Annotated in this window: 17 protein-coding genes; 11 read left to right on the top strand and 6 right to left on the bottom strand. The window is 71.9% G+C overall.

Annotated elements, in window-relative coordinates; all coding sequences use genetic code 11:
* Positions 1 to 17: 17 nt before the first annotated feature.
* From pstC to ABD191_RS00135, 4 genes are read left to right on the top strand one after another with little or no spacing between them, the layout of a single operon-like run.
* On the top strand, positions 18 to 1,100 hold the full coding sequence (pstC, locus tag ABD191_RS00120; protein WP_344075358.1) for a phosphate ABC transporter permease subunit PstC: 1,083 nt from the start codon (positions 18 to 20) through the stop codon (positions 1,098 to 1,100).
* Positions 1,097 to 2,155 carry a phosphate ABC transporter permease PstA gene (gene pstA / locus ABD191_RS00125; protein ID WP_344075359.1) on the top strand — a complete coding sequence of 353 codons (1,059 nt, stop codon included), beginning with the start codon at positions 1,097 to 1,099 and terminating at the stop codon, positions 2,153 to 2,155. The genes pstC and pstA overlap by 4 nt, the downstream gene beginning before the upstream one ends.
* 10 nt (positions 2,156 to 2,165) lie before the next feature.
* Positions 2,166 to 2,942, top strand: coding sequence for a phosphate ABC transporter ATP-binding protein PstB (gene pstB, locus ABD191_RS00130; protein WP_344075361.1), 777 nt, complete (start codon positions 2,166 to 2,168; stop codon positions 2,940 to 2,942).
* A 6-nt stretch (positions 2,943 to 2,948) separates the two neighbouring features.
* Positions 2,949 to 3,632, top strand: a complete 684-nt coding sequence (locus ABD191_RS00135; RefSeq protein WP_344075363.1) for a response regulator transcription factor — start codon at positions 2,949 to 2,951, stop codon at positions 3,630 to 3,632.
* Here the strand turns inward: ABD191_RS00135 and ABD191_RS00140 are convergent.
* Positions 3,629 to 4,318 carry a nucleoside/nucleotide kinase family protein gene (locus ABD191_RS00140; RefSeq protein ID WP_344075365.1) on the bottom strand — a complete coding sequence of 230 codons (690 nt, stop codon included), beginning with the start codon at positions 4,316 to 4,318 and terminating at the stop codon, positions 3,629 to 3,631. The genes ABD191_RS00135 and ABD191_RS00140 overlap by 4 nt on opposite strands.
* A 113-nt stretch (positions 4,319 to 4,431) precedes the next feature.
* Between ABD191_RS00140 and ABD191_RS00145 the strand changes: the two genes are divergently transcribed.
* From ABD191_RS00145 to ABD191_RS00160, 4 genes are read left to right on the top strand one after another with little or no spacing between them, the layout of a single operon-like run.
* The gene (locus tag ABD191_RS00145; protein WP_344075367.1) at positions 4,432 to 4,827 is read left to right on the top strand and encodes a TOBE domain-containing protein; all 396 of its coding nucleotides are present in this window, start codon (positions 4,432 to 4,434) and stop codon (positions 4,825 to 4,827) included.
* Positions 4,824 to 5,639, top strand: coding sequence for a molybdate ABC transporter substrate-binding protein (gene modA, locus ABD191_RS00150; protein WP_344075369.1), 816 nt, complete (start codon positions 4,824 to 4,826; stop codon positions 5,637 to 5,639). Before ABD191_RS00145 ends, modA begins: the two co-directional genes overlap by 4 nt.
* Positions 5,636 to 6,448 (top strand): ABC transporter permease, encoded by an 813-nt coding sequence (locus ABD191_RS00155; protein WP_344075372.1) that lies wholly within the window; start codon positions 5,636 to 5,638, stop codon positions 6,446 to 6,448. The genes modA and ABD191_RS00155 overlap by 4 nt, the downstream gene beginning before the upstream one ends.
* Positions 6,445 to 7,500 carry an ABC transporter ATP-binding protein gene (locus ABD191_RS00160; RefSeq protein ID WP_344075375.1) on the top strand — a complete coding sequence of 352 codons (1,056 nt, stop codon included), beginning with the start codon at positions 6,445 to 6,447 and terminating at the stop codon, positions 7,498 to 7,500. Before ABD191_RS00155 ends, ABD191_RS00160 begins: the two co-directional genes overlap by 4 nt.
* Before the next feature lie 15 nt (positions 7,501 to 7,515).
* On the opposite strand, the gene ABD191_RS00165 is transcribed toward ABD191_RS00160, so the two are convergent.
* Complete coding sequence (locus ABD191_RS00165; protein WP_344075378.1) at positions 7,516 to 7,827, bottom strand: hypothetical protein; 312 nt, start codon at positions 7,825 to 7,827, stop codon at positions 7,516 to 7,518.
* An 88-nt stretch (positions 7,828 to 7,915) separates the two neighbouring features.
* Between ABD191_RS00165 and ABD191_RS00170 the strand changes: the two genes are divergently transcribed.
* The 3 genes from ABD191_RS00170 (at position 7,916) to ABD191_RS00180 (ending at position 8,880) form a co-directional block, all read left to right on the top strand.
* A complete protein-coding gene (locus ABD191_RS00170; protein ID WP_344075380.1) occupies positions 7,916 to 8,332 on the top strand; it encodes a hypothetical protein in 417 nt (138 codons plus the stop codon).
* A 114-nt stretch (positions 8,333 to 8,446) separates the two neighbouring features.
* Positions 8,447 to 8,629, top strand: a complete 183-nt coding sequence (locus tag ABD191_RS00175; RefSeq protein ID WP_344075383.1) for a hypothetical protein — start codon at positions 8,447 to 8,449, stop codon at positions 8,627 to 8,629.
* Positions 8,626 to 8,880 (top strand): sensor histidine kinase, encoded by a 255-nt coding sequence (locus ABD191_RS00180; RefSeq protein ID WP_344075385.1) that lies wholly within the window; start codon positions 8,626 to 8,628, stop codon positions 8,878 to 8,880. Before ABD191_RS00175 ends, ABD191_RS00180 begins: the two co-directional genes overlap by 4 nt.
* A 335-nt stretch (positions 8,881 to 9,215) precedes the next feature.
* On the opposite strand, the gene ABD191_RS00185 is transcribed toward ABD191_RS00180, so the two are convergent.
* The 4 genes from ABD191_RS00185 to ABD191_RS00200 are packed head-to-tail and all read right to left on the bottom strand — an operon-like array spanning position 9,216 to position 12,356.
* Positions 9,216 to 10,283, bottom strand: a complete 1,068-nt coding sequence (locus ABD191_RS00185) for an ABC transporter permease (protein WP_344075387.1) — start codon at positions 10,281 to 10,283, stop codon at positions 9,216 to 9,218.
* Positions 10,280 to 11,182, bottom strand: coding sequence for an ABC transporter ATP-binding protein (locus ABD191_RS00190; protein ID WP_344075389.1), 903 nt, complete (start codon positions 11,180 to 11,182; stop codon positions 10,280 to 10,282). Before ABD191_RS00190 ends, ABD191_RS00185 begins: the two co-directional genes overlap by 4 nt.
* 24 nt (positions 11,183 to 11,206) lie before the next feature.
* Positions 11,207 to 12,124 (bottom strand): hypothetical protein, encoded by a 918-nt coding sequence (locus ABD191_RS00195; RefSeq protein ID WP_344075391.1) that lies wholly within the window; start codon positions 12,122 to 12,124, stop codon positions 11,207 to 11,209.
* A 16-nt stretch (positions 12,125 to 12,140) separates the two neighbouring features.
* Positions 12,141 to 12,356: a hypothetical protein gene (locus ABD191_RS00200; protein ID WP_344075393.1), complete on the bottom strand. Its 216-nt coding sequence runs from the start codon at positions 12,354 to 12,356 to the stop codon at positions 12,141 to 12,143.
* Between the last annotated feature and the right edge of the window lie 2 nt (positions 12,357 to 12,358).

Consider the following 12,358-nt stretch of genomic DNA (forward strand, 5'->3'; position numbering starts at 1 on the left):
GGACGGAGAAGCTCGCGATGAGCAGCCCCTCCCTCGCCGGACCCGCCAAGGCCGCGACCGCGGCCTCGGCGGAGCCGCCGGCGGGGTCCAAGCCCCACGGAGGCGGACCCATCCCGCCCCGCCACCCGGGCGACCGGGTTCCCCCGCCCGAGGAGAGCGAGCGCCTGCCCACCCGGCGGCGCTTCGGCGCGGAGACGGTGTTCCGCGGCGCCAGCACGGCGGCCGGCACGATGGTGCTCGTCATCATCGTCGCCATCGCGGTCTTCCTGATCGCCAAGGCGGTCCCCGCGCTGCGCGCGAACACGGAGAACTTCTTCACGTTCTCCGGCTGGTCGCCCAACGGCGCTCAACCCAGGTTCGGCATCGGCGCCCTCGCGGTCGGTACCGTCCTCAGCTCCGGCCTGGCGCTCGTCCTCGCGGTGCCGGTGGCACTGGGGATCGCCCTGTGCCTGTCGCACTACGCCCCCAGGCGGCTCGCCACCGCGCTCGGCTTCATGATCGACCTGCTGGCCGCGGTGCCGAGCATCGTGTTCGGCCTGTGGGGCCGGGAGTACCTGGCGGAGCCGGTGAAGAGCCTGTCCGCCTGGCTGCACACGTACTTCGGGTGGCTCCCGATCTTCGGCAGCGACGGGCCGTACGGCAAGTCGATCCTGCTCGGCGGGCTCGTGCTCGCCATCATGGTGCTGCCGATCGTCACCTCGCTGTCCCGCGAGGTCTTCCTGCAGACGCCGCAGATGAACGAAGAGGCCGCGTACGCCCTGGGCGCCACGAAGTGGGAGGTCATCCGCACGGCGGTCCTCCCCTACGGCCGGCCCGGCGTCATCGCGGCCGTCATCCTCGGCCTCGGCCGGGCGCTGGGCGAGACGATCGCGCTGGCCATGACGCTCGGCGCGTCGTTCGTCATCTCGTTCGACCTGATCGGGGTGGGCGGCAACTCGGTCGCCGCCAACATCGCCAACCAGTTCGGTGAGGCCAACGACATCGGGCGGGGCGCGCTCATCGCCTCCGGCCTCGTCCTGTTCGCGATCACGCTGGTGGTCAACATGACAGCGCGGCTCATCGTGTACCGCCGCCGCGAGTTCGTCGGGAGTGCCGCATGACCGTAGCCGTGGATCTGAAGGCCCGCCGCCTGCCCAGGTGGACGCCGGTCGCCGTCGCCGTGGCGGCCGCCGCCGCAGCGTACGTCGTGGTGTTCTCGCTGGAGGCGTTCGGCGGCGGGCTGGTGCTCAGCGGCGTGGCCGCTGTCCTGCTCTTCCTGCTCGGCCTCTTCGCGCTCGCCACGGCCGTCGAGGGGTCGCGGGCGGCCCGCAACCGGATCGCCACCTCGCTGGTCTACGCGGCGCTGACGCTGGCCCTGCTGCCGCTGATCTCCGTCGCCGCCACGGTCGTCAGCAAGGGTGCCGCGCGGCTCGACGGCGAGTTCTTCACCCACTCGATGAACGGCATCACGGCGTTCGACTCGCACGGCGGGGCGTACCACGCGATCATCGGAACGCTCCAGCAGGTGGGCATCGCCACGGTCATCACGGTGCCGCTCGGCATCGCCGGCGCGATCTACATCGTCGAGTACGGCCGGGGCAGGCTCGCCACGGCGATCCGGTTCTTCGTCGACGTCATGACGGGCATCCCGTCGATCGTCGCGGGCCTGTTCATGCTGGCCTTCTGGGTCCTCATCGTCACGCCGGTGTTCAACGACGGGCGGGCCGGCTACTCGGGCCTGGCCGCCGCGCTGGCGCTGAGCGTGCTCATGTTGCCGACGGTCACCCGCTCCTGCGAGGAGATGATCCGGCTGGTACCCGCCGCGCTGCGCGAGGGCGCGTACGCCCTGGGCGTACCGAAGTGGAAGACCATCGTGCGGATCGTCCTGCCGACCGCGCTGCCCGGCATCGTCACCGGCGTCATGCTGGCCGTCGCCCGCGCGGCCGGCGAGACCGCGCCCGTGCTGCTGGTCGCCGGCAACAGCGCGTCGATCAACATGAACCCGTTCGAGGGCAACCAGTCCTCGCTCGCGATCTACATCTACGACCAGGCCGGTCTCGCGTCGCAATACGGCCCGCAGCGCGCGTGGGCGGCGGCGCTGACCCTGGTCGGTCTCGTCCTCACCCTCACCATCGCGGCGAAGCTGCTCGCCCGCCGCAACACGTTCGCCCGATAGAGAGACGGTCATGGCCAAGCGAATCGAAGCCCACAACGTCACGGCGTACTACGGCGCGTTCAAGGCGATCGAGGACGTGTCGCTGACCGTGCAGCCCCGCTCCGTCGTGGCCCTCATCGGCCCGTCCGGATGCGGCAAGTCGACGTTCCTGCGCTCGGTGAACCGGATGCACGAGGTGATCCCCGGCGCCCGCGTCGAGGGCCGGCTGACGATCGACGATCAGGACATCTACCAGCGCGACGTCGACGTGACCGCGGTGCGCCGCACGATCGGCATGGTGTTCCAGCGGCCCAACCCGTTCCCCACGATGAGCATCTACGACAACGTGGTGGCGGGCCTGCGGCTCAACGGCGTCCGCAAGAAGTCCACTCTGGACGACGCGTGTGAGAAGGCGCTCCGACGGGCGAACCTGTGGGAGGAGGTCCGCAACCGGCTGAGCCGACCGGGCGCCGGCCTGTCCGGTGGTCAGCAGCAGCGGCTCTGCATCGCCCGTACGATCGCGGTGCAACCGCAGGTCGTGCTCATGGACGAGCCGTGCTCGGCGCTCGACCCGATCTCCACCCTCGCGATCGAGGACCTGATCGTGGAGCTGAAGAACGACTACACGATCATCATCGTGACCCACAACATGCAGCAGGCCGCCCGCGTCTCGGACAGGACCGCGTTCTTCTCGATCGAGAAGACCGGCGACCCGGGCCGCCTCATCGAGTACGACGTGACCTCGAAGATCTTCACCAATCCCGCGGAGAAGCGCACCGAGGACTACATCACGGGCCGGTTCGGCTAGGCCCACGTGGACTCCGAGACCTTCGTCCTGCTCATCGCCGAGCCGGACACGACACACGCGAACGAGCTGGCGACCGAGCTCGCGGGCCACGAGGTACGCGCGCTGCTCTGCGCCGACGGGGCGGACGCGCTGCTCGTCGCCGGCAGCGAGCATCCGGACGCGGTGCTCGCCGCCGTGCGCCTGCCCAGCGTCGACGGACCCGGCCTGGCGCGCACGATCACCGCGCGCACCGGCATCCCGGTGGTGCTGGGGGTCGGTGACGGCGACGGCGCGGCCGCCGTGGCCGCGCTGGCGGCGGGCGCGACCGCCTGCGTGGCGTACCCGTACCGCATGAAGGAACTGCTGCCGATCCTGCGGGCGATCCGGCCCGACAGCGTGCCGGCGGGCGGCCCGGCGCTGGAGCACGGCGCGCTGCGGCTCGACCCGTCGACGCTGCAGGTGCACCTGCGCGGCGAGCCGATCCGCCTGCCGCTGCGGGAGCTGCGCCTGCTGCAGTTGCTCATGCAGCACGCCGACCGGGTGGTGACGCGCGCCCAGATCCGCGAGGCCGTGTGGGGCGGCGTACCCGGCTCCAACACGATCACGGTGCACATTCAGCGGCTGCGCCAGCGCCTCGGCGACGACCAGCACAACCCGTCGATGATCCTGACCGTGCGCGGGGTCGGCTACCGCCTCGTCGCACCCCGTTAGCCAGGGCGCGTGAGCACCGCGTCGGCCAGCGGTTTCGTGGCGGCGATGACGCGCGCGTTGGCCTCGTCGCTGCGGAACACCCAGTCGCGCGCGTCCGCCTCGGCCAGCCCGCGCGCCCGCTGCCGGCGCAGCAGCGAGCCGATGCGCGACGGCTGCGGCGCGTCGATGTAGAGCGCCCGGTCGAGCAGCGGCCGCACGCCCGCCCACGCCCCCTCGGTCAGCAGCAGGTAGTTGCCCTCCACGACAATCAGCCGCGCCTGCGGCAGCACCGGGATGTCGCTGCCGATCGACTCGTTGAGCGCCCGGTTGAAGCTGGGCGCGTAGACGACGCCGTCGCGTTCCTCCCGCAGCCGGCGCAGCAGGTTCACGAACCCGGCCGCGTCGAACGTCTCCGGCGCGCCCTTGCGGTCGGCCAGCCCGAGCCGGTCCAGCTCCAGATTGGACAGATGGAAACCATCCATGGGTACGGCCACCGCGCGGTGCTCGCCCAGTTGCCGCTCGTACGTCGCGGCCAGGGCGACCGACAGGGTCGACTTGCCGGCGGCGGGCGGTCCGGTTAGGCCGACGATGACCCGTTTGTCGTCATCCGTGTCCAGCAGCGGCGTAATGATCCGCATCGCGGCGTCGAGCAGGTGCGAGCGCGGCTGCGGCCGGGCAAGATCCGTAATATCGCCCGGCGTTCCCATCTCTCTATCCTGTCGGATCCGCGGCCAGTCGGGGAACGGCCGATCATATGAACCCGCATCTGCGATGGTCGGGCCGGTGTTGCACTGGTATTCGCCGAGGTAGAGTGCCCGCCATGCCCACCTACCGGATCGGCGAGGCGGCCGAACTGCTGCGGGTCAGCCCCGACACCATCCGGCGCTGGGTCGACGCGGGGCGCCTCACCGCCGGCCGCGACGCCCACGGCCACCGCTGGATCGAGGGCGCGGATCTCGCGGCGTTCGCCCGGTCGCTGTCCGCCGCCGAGGCCGCCGAGTCGGGCTGGTCATCCGCCCGCAACCGGATGCCCGGCATCGTCACGGCCGTCGCCCGCGACGGGGTCATGGCGCAGGTGGAGATCCAGGCGGGGCCGTTCCGGATCGTGTCGCTGATGAGCCGCGAGGCGGTCGACGACCTGGACCTCAAGGTCGGGGACCTGGCGGTCGGCGTGGTGAAGTCGACGAACGTGATCATCGAAACCGGCCGGCCATGATCACCCCGGACCCGGCGGACAGGCCGGCACACACCGGGCGGTGGCGGGCCGTCGCCGGGTTGGCGGCCGTCGCGCTCGTGATCGCCGTCGCCGGGTGCACCGGGGGCGGAGCGCGCAAGCCACGCGGGGCGGCGGCCGTCCCGAGCGGCACGGTGACCGTCCTCGCCGACGCCGCCTTCGGCATGGTGCTCGGCCGGGTGGCCAAGCAGTTCCAGGAGGCCTACAGGGGCACCGAGGTCATCGTGACCCTCGGGCCGAGCGCCGCGCTCGCCGCCCGGGTGGCCGGGGGCGAGGCGGCCGACGTGCTGATCACCGCGGACGCCGCCACCATGGGCGCCGCCGGGGCGGCGGTGAGCGGGCCGCCGCTGCCGTTCGCGCGTACCCAGTTGGTCATCGCCGTGGCGCCCGACAACCCGAAGCGCGTCAGCGGCCTGGCGGACCTGGCCCGCAAGGGCGTACGGGTGGCGATCTGCGCGGCGTCCGAGCCGTGCGGGACCGCCGCCACGGCCGTGTTCGCGGCCGCCGGTGTGGGCATCCCGAAGGTGACCCGCGTGCCCGACGTGGCGACCGCGTTGAAGAAGGTCACGTCCGGGGCGGCCGACGCCGCGCTCGTGTACCGCACGGACACCCGGGCGGCCGGCGACAAGGTGTCGACCGTCGAGTTCGCCGAGTCGTCCGCCGCCGTGGGCGAATGCCAGGCCGCGGCCGTGGCGACATCGGCCAACCCGGTCGCGGCGAACGCGTTCGTGGACTTCCTGCACACCCCCGCCGGCCAGGACCAGCTCTCCTCGGTCGGCTTCCGCCTGCCATGAGCACGCGACCCGGGCGCCGGCGAAGCGTCCGAACGCGGGCGCCGATCGCGCTCCTGATCCCCGCGTGGGTGGGGCTGGCGTTCCTGGTGCTGCCGCTGGTGGGGCTCGTCGCGCGTACTCCCTGGGGTTCGATCGGCGAAAGGCTCGCGGACCCGGCGGTGTTCGCGGCGCTGAGGTTGTCGTTGTTCACGGCGACTGTGGCCACCGTGGCGTGCCTGGTGTTCGGGGTGCCGCTGGCCTGGCTGCTGGCGCGGGTGCCGTTCCGGGGGCGGCGGATCGTGCGCGCGTTCGTGACCGTGCCGCTGGTGCTGCCGCCGGTCGTCGGCGGCGTGGCGCTGTTCCTGGCGCTCGGCCGTCGCGGGCTGGTCGGGTCGTTCATCTACGAGCACACCGGGTTCTCGTTGCCGTTCACGACCGCCGGGGTGATCGTCGCGGAGGCGTTCGTCGCGATGCCGTTCCTCGTCATCAGCGTGGAGGGCGCGCTGCGCGCGGCGGACACCCGGTTCGAGGAGGCCGCCGCGACGCTGGGTGCGGGTGGCTGGACGACGTTCCGGCGGGTGACCCTGCCGCTGGTCGCCCCAGGCGTGGCGGCCGGCGCGGTGCTGTGCTGGGCGCGGGCGCTGGGCGAGTTCGGGGCGACGATCACGTTCGCGGGCAACTTCCCGGGGCGTACCCAGACGATGCCGCTCGCGGTCTACCTCGCCATGGAGACCGACCCGGCCGCCGCGATCGTGTTGTCGCTGGTGCTGCTGGTGGTGTGCGTGGCGATCCTGGCCCTGCTGCGGGAGCGGTGGGTGGGCGCGCTATGACCCTGCTCGCGGCTTCTCTGGGGGTACGCCGTGGAACGTTCGCCCTGTCCGCTTCCCTCGACGTGGCGGCCGGCGAGGTCGTTGCCCTGCTGGGGCCGAACGGGGCCGGGAAGAGCACCGCGCTGCGGTCGCTGGCCGGGCTGCTGGCGCTGGACTCCGGTTCGATCGTCGTTGACGGTGCGGTGTGGGACGCCCCGGCCGCGGACGTCTTCGTGCCGGCGCGGGCCCGGTCGGTGGGCGTCGTGTTCCAGGACTACCTGCTCTTCCCGCACCTGTCGGCGCTGGACAACGTCGCGTTCGGGCTGCGGACGCGAGGGCTGTCCACGCGGGCCGCGCGGGCGGCGGCCACGCGATGGCTGGACCGGTTCGGGCTGGGCCCGCTCGGCGGGCGACGCCCGGCGCGGCTGTCCGGCGGGCAGGCCCAGCGGGTCGCCCTGGCACGGGCGCTGGCGCCGCACCCCCGGCTGCTGCTGCTGGACGAGCCGCTCGCGGCCCTGGACGCGGCCACCCGCCAGGAGGTACGGGCCGACCTGCGACACCACCTCGCCTCCCCGGAGCGGGCCACCGTCGTCGTGACCCACGACCCGCTCGACGCCATGGTGCTCGCCGACCGCATCGTGGTCCTGGAATCGGGCACGGTGACCCAATCCGGCACGCCGGCCGAGATAACCCGGTTTCCGCGTACGGACTACATCGCCCGGCTGGTCGGGCTGAACCTCTACCGGGGCGCCGCCTCCGGCCACGTCGTCACACTGCCCAACGGTACGACCGTGACGTGCGCCGACTCCCTCGACGGACCGGCGTTCGTGGCGTTCGCGCCCGCAGCCGTGGCGCTGCACCGCACCCGACCGGACGGCAGCCCTCGCAACCTGTGGCCGGCCACGGTCACAGGTTTGGAACGGCACGGCGACAACGTGCGCGTACGCCTGGACGGCGACGTACCGATGGCCGCCGACGTGACGGCGGCGGGCGTGGCGGCGCTGTCACTGACGCTGGGCACCGAGGTGTGGGCGGCCGTCAAGGCGACCGAGACCAAGGCCTACTCCGCCTGAACCGGGAGGCGCCCGCTACGGCAGGGCCATCTCGCGCCAGGCGTCGCTCGAACCGCGCCAGGCGTCGGCGACGATCAGGGCGGAACTGGAACTCGGACATTCCTGCACCCGGCACCGCCCCGTTGGGCCGCCGATCTGCGCCAGCACATCCCACCGCTGACCGTCACTACGGATATACACATCGCGGCGGGCACGCGGCGTCTTGCCGCCGTTCCACCAGTGGCGCCGAACCTTCACGCCGTCACCGTACCTACGTCCACGCTGTTCGCACCAGTGCGAGAACACCCCGGACCGCTCAGCATTGCTGACCGTTGAGGCAATGGTCACCATCCGTAGTCTGACTCGCTGACCACTCTCGGGCTCCGGCAACCGACGCATAATGTGCTCGCGCCGATTGACACCAGTAGGGGGGCCGATGAGTAGGGACAACGCGACGCCACAGTCCGGGTGGTCGTCCACCACGCGGCTGAGGCTCATCGGCGCCATCGTGCCCGTGCTCAACGCCGCTCGGCTGGTTACCTTCTCCGACCACTCGACCCTGTTCCAGGCGCAGGTCGTCGTCACCATCGTCGCCGCCGTGATGGGCGCGCTGCTGTGGGTGGTATCGCTCGTCGACCCGCCGAAGCACTGGCTGACCACGGCGACGTACGCCGCCATCGGGTTCAACGCCGTCGCGCAGGTCTGGTTCGTGGTGACCATCGCGCGGCAGACCACCGGGACACTGGGCGTCCCGGTGCTCTTCTCGCTGCTCCTCCAGCTCGGCCTTGCCGTGTACGCGGCCCGGTCGCTGACCGAGCACACCAAGGGACCGCGCGGCCCCAAGGCGCGTTGACCAGCGTGCCGAGCGTATGTCGGCTGCTCGCCACACGCCTCGGGTGACGGGCTGCTCCTGCTCGCCCGCCCCGACACGCCCGTCTCCGACCGGACCGAGGTCGACCTGGCCGACGTGGTGAGCCACGTCTGCGCGAGCGCGTCCGCCGAGGCGCGCGCGGCCGGCGTGGAGCTGTCCCAGAGTCCGGGCGAGGCGGTCGCCCACGGCGACCCCGTACTCCTGGAACGGATCGCCCAGAACCCGGTGGAGAACGCGCCATCCAGCACAACGTCGCCGAGGGCGGGTTCGCGCAGGTGACAAGCCGCGCCACGGGCGACGGGCACGTCCTGTTGGAGGTCATGAACAGCGGGCCGGTCGTCCCGCCGTACGACGTCCCGGTCCTGTTCGAACCCTTCCGGCGACTGGGCGCCGAACGGGTCGTCACCAACAAGGGCGCGGGCCTCGGGCTGTCCATTGTCCGGTCGGTGGCGCGCGCCCACGGCGGCGAGGTGGCCGCCACCCCACGCGAGGGCGGCGGCCTCGTCGTCACGGTGACGCTGCCCGCATAGACGCAGCCACGGCCAGCCGGCTCGGCTCGCATTCCAGCCGCAGCCGGCGGCCGTTACCCAACGTCACAATCCCTCCGCCACCCGGCATGCCACCCCCCGCCCTTTGCTCTGCTTACTCATGCGCATCAGCAACGGAGCGTGATGTACGCGGTGGGAACGCTCGGGGGTCGGTCCTGGTCAGGGGCCGCTTCCTCTAGGTAAGCAGAGCAAAGGGACGGGAGTCGTATCTCGCGCCCGACACCAACCAGCACCCTCCGTTACTGTGACGGACCGTGTTCGGCCGTCAGGTGCGGGCGATGGCGCCGCCGCCCCGACCGAGGGCGGCGGCCCCATTGTCAGACGTCGTCCCAGCGAAACAGGAGCGCGGCGATCGCCGACGTGACGACCGCGAAAGCGGCCAGGATGCCCAGCTGCGGCAGGACGGCGCCCGGCGACTCGCCGCGAACCATCACCGCCTGCATGCCGTCGACGAGGTGCTTGAGCGGCAGGGCGTTGCCGACGGCCTGCAACCAGCCGGGGGCGTTGTCGAGTGGGAAGAACGCCCCCGACAGGAACGCCATCGGCAGCACCACCAGGTTGGCGATCACGTTGGCCGCCTCGGGCGTCTTCGCGAACGACCCGGCGAGCAGGCCGATCGACAGGAACGCCAGCGTCCCGACCAGCACGAGCGGGATGGACATCCACCAGGAGTCGGAGAGGACCAGACCGAAGTACGGCAGGACGGCCACGCCCAGGAAGATGGCCATCTGGACCAGCGCGATGACAATGCTCACGCCGACCCGGGCGGCGAGCACCGACCCGACATTGATCGGGGCGAGGCGCAGGCGGCGCAGCAGCTTCTTGTGCCGCCAGGTCACCAGCGTCATCGCGGCGCCGAACGTGGCGCCCGTGGCGATGGCCCAGCCGAGCAGGCCCGGCGTCACATACTGGATGGTGCCCAGCGACTCGTCCTCGACCTGCTGGCCCTGCAGCGTGAACGCCGGCGCGGTGACCCCGGCGGCCGCGAGGTTGCCGGCGTTGACCAGCGACGAGAACAGGCCGTTGACCGTACCGGCGGTGACCTGGTCGGCCGCCGAGTAGTGCAGCACGATGGTGCCGCCGGACTGCTCGACCATCGCGTCGACGTCGCCCTTGCGGACCTGCTCCAGCGCGGCCGCCCGGTCGTCCGCGCGGGTCAGCTCCAGGATGTCGGACAGTCCGGTCTTGGCGTCGGCCGGCATGTCGTCGAGCAGCGACACCGCGCCGACCTGGATCACCTCGGACTTCGGGGCGGTCTGGTCCTTGAAGATGCCCCCGAACAGCAAGAGGAACATCAGCGGGAAGAGGACCGTGAAGAACACGGCCGTACGGTCCCGGACGAAGCCGCGCGCGATGGCCTTCGAGAGGCTGACAATGCTGGTCACGCGCGGTACTCCCGTCCGGTCAGCTTGAGGAAGACGTCCTCCAGGGTGGCCCCGGCCACGGACAGGCCGGCGAGCGCGCCGCGTTCGGCGAGAGCCGCGAGCACGGGCGCCGGCGTGCGCGTCGCGATCGTCAGGGACACCCCGTCGTCGCTCACCTCGGCGTCGCCGAACAGCTCCCGCGCCTGCGCCTCGGCGAGCGTCCCGCTCTCGATCGAGATGCGGGTGGGCGCGTCCAGGCCCCGCACCAGCGTGGCGGGCGGTCCGGACTGCAGAATCCTCCCGGAGTCCATGATGGACACCCGGTCGCAGAGCTGTTCCGCCTCGTCGAGGTAGTGCGTCGTCAGGACGACCGTGCGGCCCTGGTCGTTGATGTCGCGCAGCAGGTCCCACAGGTTCCGGCGGGCCTGCGGGTCCAACCCGGACGTCGGCTCGTCCAGGAACACCAGGTCGGGGTTGTGCACGAGCGCGCACGCGATGGACAGGCGCTGCGCCTGGCCGCCCGAGAGCTTCTCCGTACGGGTGCCGGCCTTGTCGGCCAGCCCGACGCGTTCGAGCATCTCGTCGGCGGCCTTGCCGGACACCCCGTACAGCGAGGCGAAGGTATGAATCTGCTCACGGGCGGTGAGCAGTTCGAAGAAGCTGGACGCCTGCAACTGCACGCCGATGCGCGGCAGGAGCGCCTGGTTGCGGGGCCACGGCGACTGGCCGAACACGGACACCGTGCCCGAATTGGCCTCGCGTAGCCCTTCAATGATTTCGAGAGTGGTCGTCTTGCCGGCGCCGTTGGGGCCCAGAATGCCGAAAAACTCCCCCTCCTCAACCTCAAATGAGACGCCGTCAACCGCCCGCACGTCGCCGTACTGTTTCGCGATGTTGTTGACCACGATGGTCGAAGTCATGGCGCGAACTGTAGAACATTCATGTCAAGACCCTGGTGGAAGGTCAGTGGAACGGTCCAGCCATCCATCGCCGTCGTCGTCCGTCATGCGGGTATCGAGGCGGCCGTCGTTGTCCGTGTCGTAGTCCGCCGAGTCCACGAGACCGTCGCGGTCGTAGTCACGGCCGATGAAGTCCACGCGCCCGTCGCCGTCGATGTCCGCCACGATCTCGACACCACCGTCGGCCGCGCCGTAGGCCTGGTAGGTGTCCCACCGGCCGTCGCCGTCCACGTCGACATTCGGCCGGTAGTCGGTGAGTTCCGGGCCCCGGCCCGGGGCGGGGCCCGGGTCCGGATCCAGGTCCGGGCCCGGGTTCCGGCCGACCGTGCCCAGTTCTTCCGACCGCGACCCGCCGCCGACGCCCTCCCACTCGCCCGCCGGGCCGAAGCCCTCGGTGCCGCTCGGGGCGTACGGGCCGGCCGTACCCACCTCGCCGATCGACTCGCCACCCCGCGCCGCCGGGCCGATGCTCTCCCAGCCGCCGGCCTGACCGACGGCCTCCGCACCCGCGACCTGACCGAGCCCTTCCGAGCCCGCGAGGCCCGCCTGGCCCAGGCCCTCCACGCCCGCGTGACCCGCCGCCTCGGCGCCAGCCGCGGCAGTGCCGGCCAGCGGCTCCAGCCCGCCGGCCGCGTACGCCCCGGTGCCCGCGCCCGCGGCGACCGCGCCCATGCCGAGCGTCCCGGCCACCGGCGCGAACATGCCCGCGAGCCCCGACTTGCTCGTGCGGGTCTCCACCGGACCCTGGCCGCCGCTGCCGGCCATGACCTGCGAGTACAGCAGTGCCCGCTCATCCTCGGTGAGCTGGTAGCCGCGCAGCGCCCCGGCCGGGTCGGCGGCCAGCGCCGCCAGGAACCCGGGGTCGTCGAGCAGTCGTTCCAGTACGCGGTCGAAGTCGCTCATCGCCTACTCCTCGTCGTCAGTCGAGCTCGGGCATGGGAATGGGCTGCGGCCTGGGCCGGCACGTGCCGCACTGCAGCGCGTCCTCGACAACCAGACCCTCGGTGCGCTGCCGCCGGTCGCTGCGGTTGAGCACCAACAGGTACGGGCCGAAGCGCGCGTGATCCTCGCACGTCCCCCGGCCGCAGAACCGGCACGTCCCGCGCGCCGCCTTGGCGCAGAACCAACAGAACACCG

This window comes from Luedemannella helvata (assembly GCF_039528415.1).
GTDB classification, from domain to species: domain Bacteria; phylum Actinomycetota; class Actinomycetes; order Mycobacteriales; family Micromonosporaceae; genus Luedemannella; species Luedemannella helvata.